At 66.6% G+C, this 16,053-nt stretch carries 19 protein-coding genes; 6 read left to right on the top strand and 13 right to left on the bottom strand.

Annotated features, from left to right (window positions below):
- The first annotated feature begins 415 nt into the window (after positions 1-415).
- From DM450_RS18570 to DM450_RS18560, 3 genes are all read left to right on the top strand, one after another.
- The gene (locus DM450_RS18570) at positions 416-1,282 is read left to right on the top strand and encodes a GGDEF domain-containing protein (protein ID WP_142637298.1); all 867 of its coding nucleotides are present in this window, start codon (positions 416-418) and stop codon (positions 1,280-1,282) included.
- Between the two features lie 89 nt (positions 1,283-1,371).
- On the top strand, positions 1,372-1,797 hold the full coding sequence (locus tag DM450_RS18565; protein WP_142637296.1) for a DUF983 domain-containing protein: 426 nt from the start codon (positions 1,372-1,374) through the stop codon (positions 1,795-1,797).
- Positions 1,794-2,579 (top strand): HesA/MoeB/ThiF family protein, encoded by a 786-nt coding sequence (locus DM450_RS18560; protein WP_142637294.1) that lies wholly within the window; start codon positions 1,794-1,796, stop codon positions 2,577-2,579. Before DM450_RS18565 ends, DM450_RS18560 begins: the two co-directional genes overlap by 4 nt.
- Here DM450_RS18560 and DM450_RS18555 read toward each other — a convergent pair.
- Positions 2,558-2,893: a GFA family protein gene (locus DM450_RS18555; RefSeq protein WP_142637292.1), complete on the bottom strand. Its 336-nt coding sequence runs from the start codon at positions 2,891-2,893 to the stop codon at positions 2,558-2,560. The two genes, DM450_RS18560 and DM450_RS18555, sit on opposite strands and share 22 nt — an antisense overlap.
- Entirely contained in the window at positions 2,890-3,591 is a 702-nt protein-coding gene (locus tag DM450_RS18550) for an NAD-dependent deacylase (protein ID WP_142638108.1), read from the bottom strand. Before DM450_RS18550 ends, DM450_RS18555 begins: the two co-directional genes overlap by 4 nt.
- A 36-nt stretch (positions 3,592-3,627) precedes the next feature.
- Between DM450_RS18550 and dapB the strand changes: the two genes are divergently transcribed.
- The 3 genes from dapB to DM450_RS18535 are packed head-to-tail and all read left to right on the top strand — an operon-like array spanning position 3,628 to position 5,416.
- Positions 3,628-4,356, top strand: coding sequence for a 4-hydroxy-tetrahydrodipicolinate reductase (gene dapB, locus DM450_RS18545; RefSeq protein ID WP_142637290.1), 729 nt, complete (start codon positions 3,628-3,630; stop codon positions 4,354-4,356).
- Complete coding sequence (gene nth, locus DM450_RS18540) at positions 4,353-5,009, top strand: endonuclease III (protein ID WP_142637289.1); 657 nt, start codon at positions 4,353-4,355, stop codon at positions 5,007-5,009. Before dapB ends, nth begins: the two co-directional genes overlap by 4 nt.
- Before the next feature lie 14 nt (positions 5,010-5,023).
- Positions 5,024-5,416, top strand: a complete 393-nt coding sequence (locus tag DM450_RS18535) for a hypothetical protein (RefSeq protein WP_142637288.1) — start codon at positions 5,024-5,026, stop codon at positions 5,414-5,416.
- 205 nt (positions 5,417-5,621) lie between these two features.
- Here DM450_RS18535 and DM450_RS18530 read toward each other — a convergent pair whose 3' ends face one another.
- The 11 genes from DM450_RS18530 to rpmH form a co-directional block, all read right to left on the bottom strand.
- On the bottom strand, positions 5,622-6,941 hold the full coding sequence (locus DM450_RS18530; protein WP_142637285.1) for a dicarboxylate/amino acid:cation symporter: 1,320 nt from the start codon (positions 6,939-6,941) through the stop codon (positions 5,622-5,624).
- A 294-nt stretch (positions 6,942-7,235) separates the two neighbouring features.
- Positions 7,236-8,381 (bottom strand): succinyl-diaminopimelate desuccinylase, encoded by a 1,146-nt coding sequence (dapE, locus tag DM450_RS18525; RefSeq protein ID WP_142637284.1) that lies wholly within the window; start codon positions 8,379-8,381, stop codon positions 7,236-7,238.
- A 70-nt stretch (positions 8,382-8,451) separates the two neighbouring features.
- Positions 8,452-9,327 carry a S1/P1 nuclease gene (locus tag DM450_RS18520; protein ID WP_142637282.1) on the bottom strand — a complete coding sequence of 292 codons (876 nt, stop codon included), beginning with the start codon at positions 9,325-9,327 and terminating at the stop codon, positions 8,452-8,454.
- Positions 9,328-9,332: 5 nt separating this feature from the next.
- Positions 9,333-9,995 carry a glutathione S-transferase family protein gene (locus DM450_RS18515; protein ID WP_142637280.1) on the bottom strand — a complete coding sequence of 221 codons (663 nt, stop codon included), beginning with the start codon at positions 9,993-9,995 and terminating at the stop codon, positions 9,333-9,335.
- A gap of 143 nt (positions 9,996-10,138) precedes the next feature.
- Positions 10,139-11,140, bottom strand: a complete 1,002-nt coding sequence (locus tag DM450_RS18510) for an inorganic phosphate transporter (protein WP_142637278.1) — start codon at positions 11,138-11,140, stop codon at positions 10,139-10,141.
- Positions 11,141-11,155: 15 nt separating this feature from the next.
- Entirely contained in the window at positions 11,156-12,307 is a 1,152-nt protein-coding gene (locus tag DM450_RS18505; RefSeq protein ID WP_142637276.1) for a DUF47 family protein, read from the bottom strand.
- Positions 12,308-12,628: 321 nt separating this feature from the next.
- Positions 12,629-13,270 (bottom strand): ribosome biogenesis GTP-binding protein YihA/YsxC, encoded by a 642-nt coding sequence (yihA, locus tag DM450_RS18500; protein WP_142637275.1) that lies wholly within the window; start codon positions 13,268-13,270, stop codon positions 12,629-12,631.
- A gap of 8 nt (positions 13,271-13,278) precedes the next feature.
- Entirely contained in the window at positions 13,279-15,045 is a 1,767-nt protein-coding gene (gene yidC / locus DM450_RS18495; RefSeq protein ID WP_142637273.1) for a membrane protein insertase YidC, read from the bottom strand.
- Positions 15,046-15,115: 70 nt separating this feature from the next.
- Positions 15,116-15,361, bottom strand: a complete 246-nt coding sequence (yidD, locus tag DM450_RS18490; protein WP_379489270.1) for a membrane protein insertion efficiency factor YidD — start codon at positions 15,359-15,361, stop codon at positions 15,116-15,118.
- The gene (gene rnpA, locus DM450_RS18485) at positions 15,358-15,738 is read right to left on the bottom strand and encodes a ribonuclease P protein component (protein ID WP_142637271.1); all 381 of its coding nucleotides are present in this window, start codon (positions 15,736-15,738) and stop codon (positions 15,358-15,360) included. Before rnpA ends, yidD begins: the two co-directional genes overlap by 4 nt.
- Positions 15,739-15,890: 152 nt before the next feature.
- Positions 15,891-16,025: a 50S ribosomal protein L34 gene (rpmH, locus tag DM450_RS18480; RefSeq protein ID WP_086494189.1), complete on the bottom strand. Its 135-nt coding sequence runs from the start codon at positions 16,023-16,025 to the stop codon at positions 15,891-15,893.
- Positions 16,026-16,053: the final 28 nt, after the last annotated feature.

Genomic DNA, 16,053 nt, shown 5'->3' with positions numbered 1-16,053 from the left:
GCTTGCCCACAGGGTCGCACCTGTCCGCGCGCGGGAACCATCCGGTTCCCGCGCGCGGTTCGTTTCAGCGCCATGGACATGACAGGGGCAGACGACTCACTGCGCCTGCCCCTGCAGTCGCATATCCATGCTTCTGTTATGAAACGTATTTGCGATGCGAGGACGGCGCCAATATCAGCCGTTGGCGCGCTTGAGAGACCGCGTCCGCCTCCAAGTAAATTCCCATCCTATATTTAACATTTACTGTAATGCATGATGGCAACCCTTCGGAACAAGCGACAAATCGCCCCAAAAACCGGCAAAAAGTGCCGCTTATGCGACGAAAAATGATTTCTTAAACTTTGAATAAGGGTATTCCCTTAGCTTCTCGCAGTGACCGGGGCCTGTCCCGGCCGCACGAGAGGAGCATCCCCCCATGCGCTTCTACCGGGCCACGTCCTTCCTGTTTCCGCGTCACTACGAATGGCGCATCCTCCTCGTATGTTTTGGCGCGGTGCATCTGCCGCTGATCGCCGCCATCCTTGTCCAGGCCATGACCGGCGACTGGCAGATCCGCACCCTCCTGGTCCTGCTCGGCGCGACGCTGGCCGGAACCGTGCTGGGCATGCTGGCGATCCGGGCGCTGCTGGCCCCGGTCGGCGAAGCCACCGCCATGCTGCGCGCGGCCCAGCACGGCGCGCGCCTGGGCCGGGTGCCCAAGGGCGGTGACGACCTGGTCGGCCAGCTGCTCACCGCCGTTGCCACTTCGGCCGCGGCCAACGCGGTCCGCACCGAGCAACTGGTCGAAGCCGCCGCGCGCGACCCGCTGACGGGCCTGCGCAACCGCCGCGGTTTTCTCGATTCCTCGGAACGCGTGCTGATCGGCGAGGGCAATTCGGTGCTGGCGATGATCGACATCGACCACTTCAAGTCGGTCAACGACCGCTTCGGCCATGCCGCCGGCGATGCGCTGCTGCGCGCGGTCGGCCAGCGGCTCGAGCGCGGGCTGCGCCACAGCGATATGGCGGCGCGCTGGGGCGGCGAGGAATTTGTCGTTCTCCTGCCCAATACCCAACTCGACGAGGCGCGGCTGGTGATGGAACGGCTGCGCGCCAATGTCGCGCTCGATCCGCTGCTTGGGCCCGAGAGCACCGGCAATACCTGGCCGGTCACCTTCTCCTGCGGGCTGGCGACGCTGCGCAGCTTTGCCCAGCTCGGCGATGCCGCCCACCGCGCCGACGCCGCGCTCTATGCCGCCAAGAGCAATGGCCGCAACCGCGTGCACGTGGCCGAAAGCGCCTGACCGCAAGTTCGGGGCGCGGCCAGCCCCATCACCGCCGGGCGGCATCTTCGGTTTGCCCGCGTGGCCGCGATGCTGTAGGCGCTGTGGTCATGACGCTTCCCGCCACTTACGGCCAGGCCGCGCTGCGCGGCATGCGTTGCCGGTGCCCGCGCTGCGGCGAAGGCCTGCTGTTTCGCAAGTGGCTCAAGCCGCTGGACCGCTGCCCGGCCTGCATGCTCGACCTGACGCCCCAGCGCGCCGACGACTTCCCGGCCTATATCGCCATGATCGTGACCGGACACCTGATGGCGCCGGTGATCATCATGCTCTCCAAGGACTTCGCGATGGGCGTGGCCGGCATGTTCGCTATCGTCGTGCCGCTGGCGGTGGTCATGATGCTGGCGATGCTGCAACCGGCCAAGGGCGGCGTGATCGCCACCCAGTGGTGGTTCGGCATGCACGGTTTCGTGAAGGAACGCCTGCCTGCGGCCGAAACCGGCCCTGCGGCCAATCCCGGCGAGGCAGGACAAGAATGACGCTCTCGCCAGAACGCCTTGCGCGCTTTGCGCGGCACATCGTCCTGCCCGAAGTGGGCGGCGCGGGTCAGGTGGCGCTGGCCGATGCCCATGTGGTCCTGGTCGGCTGCGGCGGGATCGGCAGCCCTGCGCTCCAGTACCTCGCCGCAGCCGGGATAGGACGCCTGACGCTGGTCGACGACGACACGGTGGACGTCAGCAACCTGCAACGCCAGACGATTTACGCGCCATCGGATATCGGCAAGCCTAAAGCGGAAGCGGCGGCCGAATGGGTGCGGCGCTTTGATCTTGGCCTTGAAGTCCTGCCGCACGTAACGCGCCTTGGGGATGACAACGTGGCAGAGATACTCTCCGGCGCGAGCGTCGTACTCGACGGCTGTGACAACTTCGCGACTCGCCTGCGGGTGTCAGATTGCTGCGTCAATCTCGGCATTCCCCTCAGCACGGCGGCAATCGGCCGGTTTCAGGGGCAGGTCGCCAATTTCGCCGGACATCTGCCGGGCGAGGCCTGCTACCGCTGCTTCGTGGGTGACGCCTTCGACGCGCAGGACTGCGACACGTGCGCGGCGGACGGGGTGCTGGGGGCGATGGCCGGCATGGTCGGCACGTTTGCGGCGATGCACGCCATGCGCGTGCTGCTGGCGGGCCGGTCGGCGCTGGGCGAGCCGCAGTTCGGCACCCTGCACCTGATCGACGGCATGGCCCCTTCGATGCGCCCGCTGAGGATTGCCAAGGATCCGGGCTGTTCGGCCTGCGGCGTTCAGGCAGCCCTACCGTCGTAACTGTAGACCGATAGCCCTGCGAGCAGTTCGGGCGCGAACAGGCGCATGTTCACGCCCATCCGGTCCTTCGCCGGATCGACCGCGCTCCAGTGCGTGGTGCAGCCGCATTGCGGGCAGTGCCAGAAGGTCAGCACGTTCTCGCCGGTCTGATAGCCCACGAGTTCGCCCTCGATCCGCACGTTCGCGGGGCTGTGATAGGACCACAGCGCCCCCAACCGGTGGCAGACCGAGCAGTTGCAGTCGCAGATCTCGTGCGGCGTGTCCGCCAGTTCCAGTGTAACGGCGCCGCAGTGGCAGGTTCCCCGGCAGGTCATGCGCCGAGCACTTCGTCCACCCATGCCGTGACCAGTTCGCTCGCCGGGCCATGGCGCGCCTCGTCGAACCACGGCGTGCCTTGCGAGGGTTCGAGATTGAGTTCCAGCGTCTCCGCCCCGAATTCGCGCGCGTTGCGCACGAAGCCGGCGGCGGGATAGACCGCGCCCGAAGTGCCGATGGAGACAAACAGGTCCGCCCGCTCCAGCGCCGCGAAGATTGCGTCCATGCGGTAGGGCATTTCCCCGAACCAGACGATATCGGGCCTGAGCGCCGCCGCGCCGCATTCGGGACAGGCCGGACGGCCGATCAGCGGCCCGGTCCAGGGCACGCGCGCGTCGCAGGCGGTGCACCAGGCATTGAGATGCTCGCCGTGCATGTGGAGCACGCGTTTGGCTCCTGCCCGCTCGTGCAGGTCATCGACGTTCTGGGTGACGATCAGCAGGTCGCCCTCCCACTCCCGGTCCAGCCTGGCCAGCGCGTGGTGGGCGGCGTTGGGCTGCTTGGTCTGGATCGACTCGCGCCGCATGTCGTAGAAACGCAGCACGAGGTCGGGATCGCGGGCAAAAGCCTCGGGCGTCGCCACGTCCTCCACCCGGTGCTGCTCCCACAAGCCGCCGCCATCCCGAAAGGTATCGATGCCGCTTTCGGCGCTTACGCCCGCGCCGGTGAGGATGACGATGTTGCGGATGTCCTTCATCCCGGCCATGAGACCAGCCTTCAACGGAGACGGCAAGTGGCACGAATCGGAATTATCGGCAGCGCGGGACGCATGGGGCACGCCATTGCACTGGCCATCGCGGACGCAGGTGAAGACCTTGCCGGCGGCGTGGGCCGCGACGGCGACCTTGGCGGGCTGGCCGCGCATTCGGACGTGCTGATCGACTTCTCCAGCCCCACCGCGCTCGAAGCCAACCTCGATGCCGCGGTGGACGCAGGCATTCCCATCGTTGTCGGCACCACCGGCCTCGAGGAACGCCACCACTGGCTGATCGATGCCGCCGCGCAGCACATTCCCGTGCTCCAGACCGGCAACACCTCGCTGGGGGTCACCCTGCTTGCCCACCTCGTGCGCGAAGCTGCCAGCAGGCTGGGCGAGGACTGGGATATCGAGATCGTCGAGACCCACCACCGCATGAAGGTCGACGCCCCCTCCGGCACCGCGCTGCTGCTGGGCGACGCGGCCGCCAAGGGCCGCGAGGTCAGCCTGTCCGACGCGGCCGTGCGCGGCCGCGACGGCATCACCGGCAAGCGCGAGGCGGGCACGATCGGTTTCGCGGCCCTGCGCGGCGGCACCGTGGCGGGCGACCACACCGTCCATTTCCTGAGCGACAACGAGCGCCTCTCGTTCTCGCACCTCGCCGAAAACCGCACGATCTTTGCCAAGGGCGCGGTCAAGGCGGCGCAGTGGCTGAAGGACAAGCACGCCGGCCGCTACACGATGCCCGAGGTGCTGGACCTTTGAACAAGGCCGCGATCTTCGAATTCTTCCGCCGTCTCGCCGAGCTTAACCCCTCGCCCGAGACGGAGCTGGAATTCGGCAACACTTACCAGCTCCTCGTCGCCGTGGTGCTTTCCGCGCAGTCGACCGACGTCGGCGTCAACAAGGCCACGCGGGCGCTGTTCCGCGAGGTGAAGACGCCCGCGCAGATGGTCGAACTGGGCGAAGAGGGCCTGAAGGAGCACATCAAGACCATCGGCCTGTTCAATTCCAAGGCCAGGAACGTCATCGCCCTCTCCGAGATCCTGGTCGAGCGCTACGGCGGCGACGTGCCGGAAGACCGCGACGCGCTGGTCGAACTGCCCGGCGTCGGCCGCAAGACCGCCAACGTGGTGATGAACTGCGCCTTCGGAGCGGAGACCTTCGCGGTGGACACCCATATCTTCCGTGTCGGCAACCGCACCGGGATCGCCAAGGGCAAGACCCCGCTGGCGGTCGAGAAGCAGCTTGAGAAACGCGTGCCGCAGCCCTTCCGGGTGGGATCGCACCACTGGATGATCCTGCACGGCCGCTACATCTGCAAGGCCCGCACGCCCGAATGCTGGCGCTGCCCGGTGGTTGACTTGTGCGACTACAAGGACAAGGTTCTGGAGAAGGGTGCGAAGAAAGCCGCCTGAACGGGAGGTCTCTTATGGCTAGCCGTCGCCTTGTCCTGATGCTTTCGCCGCTGGCGCTGGCCGCCTGCTCGGATCACGAACCCGCCGCGCCTCCTCCGGTCAGCCCTGCCGCCGAAGCGGTCGGCCCCGCGCAGGACTGCCTGCCGCTCACCCAGTTCTCCAGCACCCGCATCCGCGACGACTGGACCGTCGATTTCATCGGCGGCGCCGGCAATCGCGTGTGGCGGGTGACGCTGGCGAACCGCTGCTCCGGGCTGAGGTCGGCGGACAGCTTTACGTACAGCACGTCGCTGTCGCAGCTTTGCCGGCAGGACATCATCTATCCGTTGATGCGGGTGGGGAACGGCTTCCAGCGCGGCGGTGGGTGCGGCTTGGCGCCGTTTACGCCGGTGAAGCTCAAGCAGTAGAAACAGAGAAGTCCTGGGGCCCTTCGACAAGCTCAGCCCCCCAGACCCTGGGAACGTCTACGCCGCGCGCCACTTAGGCGTAGCGCCGCTTGCGGCGCAGCCCTTACGTCCCCCGACGCCGCCATGGGCGCGCGACGTGGTTGGCCCACGTGACCCAGACGGTATTGGGGGTGCAGGGGGGCTATGCTCCCCTGCTTTTACCCCTTCAATCTTCGTACTGAACCGGATCGATATTGAGCCCGGCGCGGCCATCCGAGGAGGTATGCGCCGGAGCCTTGGGCATTTCCTCGTCCGGATCGACCAGCGGCTGGAGCATCCCTTCGCTGCGGGTGATGACCGCCGTCGCCACCGCATTGCCCACCACGTTCGTCGCCGAGCGGCCCATGTCGAGGAAGGTGTCGACACCGAGCAGCAGCGCGATGCCCTCGACCGGCAGGCCGAACTGCGAGAGCGTTGCCGCGATCACCACGAGGCTGGCGCGCGGCACCCCGGCGATGCCCTTCGAGCTGACCATCAGCGTCAGCAGCATCAGGATCTGCGTGCCGATGGGAACGTGGATGCCATAGGCCTGCGCGATGAAGATCGACGCGAAGCTCATGTAGATCATCGAGCCGTCGAGGTTGAAGCTGTAGCCCAGCGGCAGGATGAAGCCCGAGATACGGCGCGGCACGCCGAAGCGGTCGAGCTGCTCGAACAGCTTGGGCAGGCTCGCTTCCGAGGATGCGGTCGAGAACGAGAGCAGCAGCGGCTCGCGGATATAGCGGAACAGGGTGATGACCCGCCCGCGCAGGAACGCGCCGCCGACCAGGAACAGCATGACCCAGAGCAGCAGCATCGCGAAGTAGAACTCGCTGACGAGCACGCCGTAGGTGACGATGATGCCCAGGCCCTGCTTGGCGATCACGCTGGCGAGCGCGCCGAACACCGCGAAAGGCGCGAAGCGCATCACGTATTCGGTGATCTGCAGCATGAGTTCGGACAGCGCCTCGCTCACCTTGACGATGATCGCGCCCTTCTCGCCGATCGCGGTCAGGCCCACGCCGACAAAGACCGAGAACACGAGGATCTGCAGGATGTTGTTCTGCGCCATCGCGTCGACAGCGCTGCTCGGGAAGATCTCGAGGATGAAATGACGCAGCGTCAGCTCACCCATTTCCAGCTTGCCGAGGTCGGAACCAGTGGTGAGGCCCGCGCCGACGCCCGGCTTGAACAGGTTCACCAGCACCAGGCCGAGGCCCAGCGAGATCAGGCTGGCGGTGATGAACCAGCCCAGCGCCTTGCCGCCGATCCGGCCGAGCGCGGCGCTGTCACCCATGCCGGCGATGCCGGTGACGATCGTCGCGAAGACCAGCGGCGCGATGATCATCTTGATCAGCTTCAGGAAAACGTCGGGCAGCAGCTTGAAGTAGTCGGCCCACTGCACGAGGCGCGGATCGTCCGCCGGGATCGTCGCGTGCAGCAGCCAGCCCACGGCGATGCCCAGCACCATGCCGATAATGATATAAAGCGTCAGCCGCCGACCCATGCCCACCTCGTTCTGAATTTGCGGCGGACACTAACAGCGGGGAGCCCCCGGTCAACGCCGGGAGCGGCGGTTTTCTTGCGATTTTCCGCGAAAATCAGCCGGGTCGGCGTTGATTGAAAATCCGCCGAAGGCGGATTTTGACGGCACCGGCCCGCTCCCGTTCCAAAGAACACGAAAAGATCCGGGGGACCTTTTCGCTGAGGGGGCCGACCACCCATCAGGATACACTCGTGGGCGATCGGGTGGGGGAGCGGGCCGGTGCCGTTCCAAAATGCCCAAACGGGCATTTTCCAATCAGATAGACAGCGCCGCTTCTGTCACGCGGCGATAGATCTTCACCAGCGCTTCCAGATCGGCGATCGCCACTGCCTCGTCGCGCTTGTGCATGGTCGCGTTGCACAGGCCGAACTCGATGACCGGCGACAGATCCTTGAGGAAGCGCGCGTCGGACGTGCCGCCGCTGGTCGAAAGCTCCGGCTCGACACCGGTCTCGGCACGGATGGCCCCGGCCAGCAGGGCGGAGAAATCGCCCGGCTCGGTCAGGAACGCCTCGCCCGAGATCACCGGACGGGCGGTGCCGCCGTGGCGCTCGGCAATCTCGGTGACCCGCGCGGACAGGCTTTCGCCGGTATGCAGGTCGTTGAAGCGGATCGAGATGCGCGCCGATGCCTTGGCCGGGATCACGTTGGTGGCGGGGTTGCCGACGGTGAGGTCGGTCACTTCGAGGTTGCTGGCCTGGAACCAGTCGGTCCCCTCGTCCAGCAGCAGCGCGTCGAGTTCGGCCAGCATGGCGACCAGCCGGGGAATCGGGTTATCGGCAAGGTGCGGGTAGGCGACGTGGCCCTGAACACCGGCAACTTCCAGCCAGATGTTCACCGAACCGCGACGGCCGATCTTCATCATGTCGCCAAGGCGGTGCACCGAAGTCGGCTCGCCGACGAGGCAGAGGTCGGGAATTTCGCCCACCGCGCGCATGTGCTCGATCAGCGCGAGGGTGCCGTAGCGGGCCGGGCCTTCCTCGTCGCCGGTGATGACAAAGCTGATCGTGCCTGCCTCTGCCGGGACCTGCGCGGCGGCAGCCACCATCGCCGCGATCGAGCCCTTCATGTCGACGGCGCCGCGGCCGTAGAGCAGCTCGCCCCGCACTTCGGGAGCAAAGGCCCCGCTCGACCAGCCCTCGCCCGGCGGCACCACGTCGAGGTGCCCCGCAAAGGCGAAGTGGCGCGAGCCCTCTGGGCCCTTGCGGATGGCAAAGAGGTTCTCGACCGGGCCGTCCGGTGCCTCGCCCGAAAGCGCCCGGTGCACGGCAAAGCCCAGCGGCGCCAGCTGCGCCTCCAGGCAATCGAACACCATGCCGGTGGCCGGGGTGACGCTGGGGCAGGCGATCAGCGCTTCGGCAAGCGCGACGACATCGGTGGTGGACTGCACGGTCTCGGTCATGCCGCCGCCATTGCACAGGTCCGCGCGCATGACCATAGGGCGCGCAACCGGCACGCCCCACGGCCCAGGGTCAGCCCAGCGCTTCGTCGAGCATCCTGGCCAGACGCAGCCCCGCCTGCTGGATGCGCTTGTCGACGATCGGCACCGCCGCCTCGATGGCAGCCTCGCTCCAGGTCGCCTTGGCGTCCTTCACGTCGCCCCCCTTCAGGTCACAGGGAAGCGTGCCGCCATAGGCCGCCGGATAGATCACGTCGCGGCTGATCTCCCACGATTCGCGCGCCCAGTCCTCGGTCTTGCCGGTGGCGAGGCGCGCCTTTTCCTCGGCGGAATAGCGGCGCACCAGCGGCGGGTTCGCCGCGGTTATGGCGCGTTCGGCCAGCAGCCCGTCCCACACGTAGTGGAGATTGAAACCGGTGGCCTCGCCATAGCCGGTCTCGACCTTGTTGCCGCCCTGGTCGTGGTTTTCGCCGACATGGAGCGGCTGGTGCACGTCCCCCACGAAATGGGTGACAAAGATCAGCGCCTCGAGCCGCAATGCCGTCGCCAGCTTGCGGTCGGCGAGCAGGCGTTCGTTGCGGTCGATCTGCGCGGTCACGCAGTTGCCGTCGCGGCATTCGGTCTTGAGGTCGAACAGGCCGCAGACCGGCTGGTCGTGATAGTGCCAGGACGAGGTGAAGGCGAAGCGCCAGCGCTCGTCCTTGTTCTTGATGCAGTCCGGCCAGGTGGCGGCATCCTGCAGCGTCCTGGCGCTGCATTCGGGGGTATCGAGCTCGCCCTGGTGGCGCAGCAGCGCGGCGATCTGCGCGCGCGTGCCCGGCTTCACGTTTTCCAGCGCGATCGCCGCGACGGTGCGGTGGCCGAGCGCGCCCCAGGCCATGGCCGGGGTGGCGAGCGTGGCGGCGGCAAGCCCGGCCATCGCGGCCAGCGTCGTCATCGTCTTTTTCATGGAACTCACTTCACCGGTGCTTCGAACTGTTCGATCACCCATTCCTCGGTCTGGGCGGCGTGGATCCACTGCTGCATCCACTCATGCTCCCACACCGCCTGCATATAGGCCTGCGCGAAGCCGGGCACGCCGATGCCGTAAGTCAGGAAGCGGCTGACGATCGGCGCGTAGAACACGTCGGCGGCGCTGAAGGTGCCGAACAGGAACGGCCCGCCGCCGCCGAAGCGGGCGCGCGCCTCGGCCCAGAGCGTAAGCACGCGCACGATGTCGGCGCGCACGTCATCGCCCAGCGTCACGCCTTCCACCCGCATGCGGACATTCATCGGACAGGCCCGGCGCAGCGCAAAGAAGCTGGAATGCATCTCGGCGACCATCGAGCGCGCCATGGCGCGGGCGTCGTCGGCCTTGGGCCAGAAGCGGTCGCGGCCCACCTTGTCGGCCAGGTATTCGACGATGGCCATGCTGTCCCAGACAACGGCATCGCCGTCCCACAGGATCGGCACTTTGCCATGGCTGGGGGCAAGGTCGTTGGAAGCGCGCTGCGTATCCCATTCGTCGCCATAGAGCGGAACGGTGATCTCGTCGAAATGCAGGCCGGACTGCTTGCACGCCAGCCAGCCGCGCAGCGACCAGCTGGAGTAGTTCTTGTTGCCGATGATCAGCTTCACTTACGCGGATTCCCCATAGGTCCAAGTGCGGGGACCTATCGGTTCAGGCGCGACAAGTCGAGGATGAACAGAGAGTCTTTTGTTCGGCCTGACGGCCGAAAGACTTTGCCGCAAGCCTTCGACGGATGTCGAAGGCGCACCCATCAAAAGAGCCGCGTGATCTCGTAGAACAGCGCGCCGACCACGGCGCTCGCCGGGATCGTCACCACCCAGGCGACGATCACCCGGCTCGCCACCGACCAGCGCACGGCGCTGGCGCGGCGGGCGGCGCCGGTGCCGACCACCGAACCGGTGATCGCATGGGTCGTCGAGACCGGAATGCCCATGGCGCTGGCGCCGAACACCACGATCGAACCCGCCGTCGAGGCGCAGAAGCCCGAGTGGTGGTTGAGCTTGGTGAGCTTCGATCCCATCGTCTTGATGATCTTCCAGCCGCCCGACAGCGTGCCGATGGAGATCGCCGTATAGCAGGCCAGCACGACCCATTCGGGCACGTGGAAACCGCCCTGGAGGTGGCCGGTGGAATAGAGCAGCACGGCGATGATGCCCATCGTCTTCTGCGCGTCGTTGCCGCCGTGGCTGATCGAATAGGCGGCGGACGAGAACAGGTGCAGCGTCTTGAACACGCTGTTCGACTGGCGCGGCGTGGTGCCCTTGAACAGCCACGAGGTCACCAGCATCATGGCCATCGCGATCACGAAGCCCAGGACCGGCGAGGCGACGATGGCGATCACCGTCTTGAAGGTGCCTTCCGATTCGACCACGCCCGGACCGGCCGCGGCGATGCCGGCGCCCAGCAGGCCGCCGATCAGCGCATGGCTGGACGAGGACGGGATGCCCTTGATCCAGGTCAGCACGTTCCAGAACATCGCGCCGACCAGCGCGCCGAACACCACCGCCGGCGTCACCGCATCCTTGTCGATGATGCCCTTGCCCACCGTCTCGGCGACGTGGAGGCCCATGATCCAGTAGGCGGCAAAGTTGCCGAAAGCCGCAAACAGCACGGCAACGACCGGCGAGAGCAGGCGCGTGGCGACGACCGTGGCGATGGCGTTGGCCGCGTCATGCAACCCGTTCAGGAAGTCGAACGCGAGGGCGAGCGCGACAAGGCCGATCAGCAGCGGCAGGGCAAGCGAATGGTCCATGGGGGGAGCGGCCCGTCAGGCGTGATCGATGACGAGACCGTCGATCTCGTTGGCGACGTCCTCGAACCGGTCGACCACGCGTTCGAGACGCTTGAACATCTCCTGGCGGACGATGAAGTGCAGCGCGTCGCCGGTCTTGCCGTTGGGGCCCGTGTCTTCCTTGAACACGCGCTTGAGGCCGCGGGCGTGGATCTCGTCGGCATGGCCTTCCATGCGCACCAGGCGCTCGGTCAGCTCGTGCAGGCGGTGGCCATTGTCGGCGATCTTGCGCAGCAGCGGCATGATCTCGGCGGTGAGGCGCGCGGCGTCGACGATGATCGCCGCCATGTCGCGCATCTCGGGCTCGAACTCGCTGACCTCGTAGAGGTTCACCGCGCCGGCCACCTGCTGCATCTCGTCGATGGCATCGTCCATCGTGGTGATGAGGCTGGTGATCGCCGAACGGTCGAACGGCGTCAGGAACGTGCGGCGCACGGTCTGGAGCACTTCGCGGGTGATGTTGTCCGCGTCGTGTTCGCGTTCCTCGATCTCGCGGATGTGCTGCGCGCGGCCGGGGCCGCCCTGCGCCAGACGCGCCAGCGCGTCGGCACCGGCGACAAGCGTCGCGGCCTGCTGTTCGAACAGATCGAAGAAATTGCCCTGCTGCGGAAGCAGCTTCTGGAACCAGGCAAACATTGTATTGATCCCTGTCTTGTCGGCCATCCGGTCAGCCATCGCGCCGATCAGGCGCGCGGGGCTGGCCGCGGCGCGGAACTCGCGCGCACCGAAGGAGCGGATCAGCGCGCGAAGATCCTCTTCGTCGACCGCCTTAGCGGCGTCGGCGAGCGAGAACCAGCGGCGTTCGCGCTGGTGCTGTTCGTCCCACGAGTCAAGCTCTTCGGTGACGGCGAACGGAAATACGTCGACATCCGCCCAGACCGAGGCACCCGAGGCGCGCTGCTTGCGATAGCGGTACGAGCCCAGCGGAACCGGACAGGCCGCGCCCAGCACGCCCGCCTCTTCTTCCGCTTCGGCGGCGGCGGCGGCGTGGGGCAGCAGCCCCTTCATCAGCCCGCCCTTGGGAATGACCCAGCGGCGCGAATTGCGCGAGGTGATCAGCAGGATCTGGATCGGTGCATCGACCGCGGGGCCGATGGTACGATAGGGAAGAACGGCGATCTGGCGCATGGCGAGTCTCCTTTCTTCTCTGACGCGCGACCGCGTGCCCCTAGGGGAAGCCGCCTCGTCACGCAATCGTCACATTGATGGTTTTCCGGGGCCGGCCGCCGGCAGACCGCCTGACATTCGCACTTCGCAGGCCGATGCTGACAGCCCATTGCGATATTTTCATGACGGCGGCGCCCTGAGGAACCGGCTCAAGAGCTTAAGGAAAAAGAAAAAACGACGGAAAGGACATGCCATTGCGGCAGCCTTACCGTCGTTCGATTTCCAGATCCGGCGAAAGAGGCGATTCGGTGGAAAACGCCCGGCGACCGGCGCCGGACGCCTTCAGATCAGCGAATCGGCAAACACCGCGGCACGCAGTTCGGCGATGCCCATGCCCTTTTCCGACGAGGTGATGTGCACTTCGGGATAGGCCGCCGGGTGCTTGCGCGCCTCGGCGATGGTCTCGGCGTGGACCTTTTCCAGCTCGCTCGCCTTGATCTTGTCCGCCTTGGTGAGGACGATGCGGTACCCGACGGCGGCCTCGTCCAGCATCTTCATCATGTCGGCATCGACATCCTTCACGCCGTGGCGCGAATCGACCAGCAGCAGCGTGCGCTTCAGTTCCACGCGGCCGCGCAGATAGTCGCGCACCAGCCGGCGCCAGGTCTCGACGACCTTGGGCGGCGCCTTGGCGAAGCCGTAGCCGGGCATGTCGACGAGGCGGAACTGCAAGGGCTCGCCGACGTCGAAGAAATTGAGTTCCTGCGTGCGCCCCGGCGTCACCGAGGTGCGCGCGATCGACTTGCGGCCGGTCAGCGCGTTCAGCAGCGAGGACTTGCCGACGTTCGAGCGGCCGCAGAAGGCAATCTCCGGCTCGCCCGATTCGGGCAGGAACTTGAGCGCGGGCGCGCTCTTCAGGAACGTCACCGGTCCCGAAAAGAGCTTTCGCGCCTGCTCGAGCAGTTCTGCCTGTTCTTCTTCCATGTCTATTCTCAGGCCTTCTTCTCGCGCTCGCGGGCACGAGCCTTGTCCTGGGCTTCCTTCTCCGCCTGCGCCTTGAGCTGCGGGTGCATCACGTAGAGCAGCTTCTGCTGACCGATCGCAAGCAGGTTGGAGGTGATCCAGTAGACCAGCAGGCCCGAGGCGAAGGGCGCCATGATGAACATCATGAACCACGGCATCAGGGCAAAGACCTGCTGCTGCGCCGGATCCATCTGCTGCGGGTTCAGCTTGAACTGCAGGTACATGGTGACGCCCAGCAGCAGGGCCAGCACGCCGATGCCGAGGAAGGCGGGAGGCGTGAAGGGCAGCATGCCGAACAGGTTGAGGATGTGCAGCGGGTCGGGCGCGGACAAGTCCTTGATCCACAGCACGAAGGGCTGGTGGCGCATCTCGATCGCCAGGTTCAGCACCTTGTAGAGCGCGAAGAACACCGGGATCTGCAGGAACATCGGGAGGCAGCCGGCGAGCGGGTTCACCTTCTCCTCCTTGTACAGCTTCATGATCTCAAGCTGCTGCTGCTCCTTGTTGTCCTTGTAGCGCTCCTGGATCGCCTTCATCTTCGGCTGGATCGCACGCATCGCGGCCATCGAGGCGAAGCCGCGCTGGGCGACCGGGAACATGATGCCGCGCACGATGGCGGTCAGCAGGATGATGGCGACGCCGAAGTTGCCGACAAGCGCGAAGAGCTTCACCAGCAGCCAGAAGATCGGCTTCTCGAACCAGCGGAACCAGCCCCAGTCGATCGCGAGGCCGAAGTTGGTGACGCCCTGCTTCTCGTAGGCGTCGAGCACGGCGTGCTCCTTGGCGCCGGCGAAGAGCTTGGTCTCGCGGGTCAGCGCCTGGCCGGGCTGGATCACGCTCTGCTCGTAGACGGCATCGGCACGGTAGAGCTGGTTGCCCAGCGAGCGGAACGAGCCGGTGGCCTTGGCGTTCACCGGGATCACCGCCGACATCCAGTAGACGTCGGTGAAGCCGATCCAGTCGACCTTGCCGGCCTGGTCCTGGGTACCGGCGGTCACCAGATCGCTGTACTTGGGGCCGAACTCGACCGAGCCGTCAAAAGCGCCGATGCCGCCGGTGCGCAGCGTCCAGGCATAGGCGGCGGCGGTGCGATCGGTGCGGTTGACCAGCGCGAAGGGCTGGACGGTGACGGGCGCCGTGCCCTTGTTCACCACCTGCTGGTCGGCGGTGATCATGTAGTTGTCGTCGACCTTGAAGGTCAGCGCGTAGACCTGCCCATGGCCGTTGTCCCAGGTCAGGGTGACCGGGGTAGCCGGGGTCAGCTTCGCCCCGGCAGGTGCGCTCCAGACGGTGCCGGCGCTCGGCGCCATGCTGCCCGGGCTGACCCAGCCGAACTGCGCGAACTGCTGCGCCGGGGTGCCCGAGGGCGAGAACATGCGGACCGGGCCGGAGTTCTTCTCGACCGTCTCGCGGTGGCGGTTGAGCACGAGATCGTCGAGCAGCGCGCCGGTGAGGTTGATCGAGCCCGACACGCCGGGCGCCTGGATCGGCACGCGGCCGCCGTGGGTCAGCGCGGTCTTGAGGTCCTGCTGCTCCAGCGCCACTTCGGCGGCGTCACGCAGTCCGCCCTCGCGGGTCGGCTTGGCGGCGCTGGCCGGATCGGCACTCGGCGCGGCGGTCTGTTCCACCTTGGGCTTGTTGGCGTTCGGGTAGAAATAGGCGACGCCCTGCTCCCAGCCGAAGAGCACGAGCGCGGTCAGGACGACCGCCAGTATGATGTTGCGCTGCTTTTCCACGAAGGCTTTCCTGTCGTAATCCCGTCGGTGGCAGCGGCCGGGACGCGCCCTCCGCTACCTCAAAGTCAAGTCAATCCGGCACCGGGTCGTAGCCGTGCCCACCCCAAGGCTGGCAGCGCAATAGACGCTTGAACGCCAGCCAGCCACCCTTAATCGCACCGTGCTTGCGCACTGCAATGATCGCGTACTGCGAACAGGAGGGCGAATAGCGGCAGGAGGGCGGCAGGACCTGCGAAGGGCCAAGCTGCCAGGCGCGGGCCACGCCGATCAGCAGCAAGCCCGGAAGGCGTGCAAGCAAGGCGAACACGCGCTTCACTTACGCGGCTTCCTCGGGCCTTTACGCCGGGGCGGATCACCCTTGCCGGCCTGGGCCCGCGCCAGCGCCGCCAGCAGTTCCTCGCGCAGCAGCGCGAAATCGCGCTCCACCCCGCCTTCGCGGCCGATCAGCACATGGTCGGTATCGGCAAGGCCATGCCCGGCCAGAAGCTCGCGCAGAAGCGCACGGAAGCGCCGCTTCATGCGATTGCGCACGACGGCATTGCCGATCTTCTTGGTGACGGTGATGCCCGCCCGCTGCCCCTGCCCGCCATTGGGCCTGGCCAGAAGCACGAATCCCGGCCGCGCCACGCGAAGGCCGCCATTGGCCGCAACAAAGTCGGCCCGGCGGGTCATGGTGGTATAGGCGGCGGTCATGTCAGCCGGCAGATAGGGAGGGGAACTGCAAAGTACAAACGGCGGCGGCCCGTGCCGCTACCCGATTCCTCACCACGCAACGGGGCAGGCGAGGGATCGGATAGCGGCACGGGCCGGTGCCGCATCCAGCCGTGAGGCTGGAAAAGTCTCGATCAGGCCGAGAGCTTCGAACGGCCGCGGGCGCGGCGCGCACGAAGAACCTTGCGGCCACCGACGGTCGCCGTGCGGGCGCGGAAGCCGTGACGGCGGGCGCGGACAAGGCGGCTGGGCTGGAAAGTGCGCTTCATGACGGTCCTCGAAAATCCGAACAAAAGA

Origin of the sequence: Sphingomonas sp. IC081 (genome assembly GCF_006874585.1) — a bacterium.
Lineage (GTDB): Bacteria > Pseudomonadota > Alphaproteobacteria > Sphingomonadales > Sphingomonadaceae > Novosphingobium.
Note: the sequence above shows the minus strand (reverse complement) of the source record. Positions and strands in the feature narration are given on the sequence as shown.

What these genes read in the sequence shown, in the direction of transcription:
- DM450_RS18570 (WP_142637298.1), top strand. Translation starts at nt 416, where the DNA reads ATGCGCTTCTACCGGGCCACGTCCTTCCTGTTTCCGCGTCACTACGAA.
- DM450_RS18565 (WP_142637296.1), top strand. Translation starts at nt 1,372, where the DNA reads ATGACGCTTCCCGCCACTTACGGCCAGGCCGCGCTGCGCGGCATGCGT.
- DM450_RS18560 (WP_142637294.1), top strand. Translation starts at nt 1,794, where the DNA reads ATGACGCTCTCGCCAGAACGCCTTGCGCGCTTTGCGCGGCACATCGTC.
- DM450_RS18555 (WP_142637292.1), bottom strand. Translation starts at nt 2,893, where the DNA reads ATGACCTGCCGGGGAACCTGCCACTGCGGCGCCGTTACACTGGAACTG.
- DM450_RS18550 (WP_142638108.1), bottom strand. Translation starts at nt 3,591, where the DNA reads ATGAAGGACATCCGCAACATCGTCATCCTCACCGGCGCGGGCGTAAGC.
- DM450_RS18535 (WP_142637288.1), top strand. Translation starts at nt 5,024, where the DNA reads ATGGCTAGCCGTCGCCTTGTCCTGATGCTTTCGCCGCTGGCGCTGGCC.
- DM450_RS18530 (WP_142637285.1), bottom strand. Translation starts at nt 6,941, where the DNA reads ATGGGTCGGCGGCTGACGCTTTATATCATTATCGGCATGGTGCTGGGC.
- dapE (WP_142637284.1), bottom strand. Translation starts at nt 8,381, where the DNA reads ATGACCGAGACCGTGCAGTCCACCACCGATGTCGTCGCGCTTGCCGAA.
- DM450_RS18520 (WP_142637282.1), bottom strand. Translation starts at nt 9,327, where the DNA reads ATGAAAAAGACGATGACGACGCTGGCCGCGATGGCCGGGCTTGCCGCC.
- DM450_RS18510 (WP_142637278.1), bottom strand. Translation starts at nt 11,140, where the DNA reads ATGGACCATTCGCTTGCCCTGCCGCTGCTGATCGGCCTTGTCGCGCTC.
- DM450_RS18505 (WP_142637276.1), bottom strand. Translation starts at nt 12,307, where the DNA reads ATGCGCCAGATCGCCGTTCTTCCCTATCGTACCATCGGCCCCGCGGTC.
- yihA (WP_142637275.1), bottom strand. Translation starts at nt 13,270, where the DNA reads ATGGAAGAAGAACAGGCAGAACTGCTCGAGCAGGCGCGAAAGCTCTTT.
- rnpA (WP_142637271.1), bottom strand. Translation starts at nt 15,738, where the DNA reads ATGACCGCCGCCTATACCACCATGACCCGCCGGGCCGACTTTGTTGCG.
- rpmH (WP_086494189.1), bottom strand. Translation starts at nt 16,025, where the DNA reads ATGAAGCGCACTTTCCAGCCCAGCCGCCTTGTCCGCGCCCGCCGTCAC.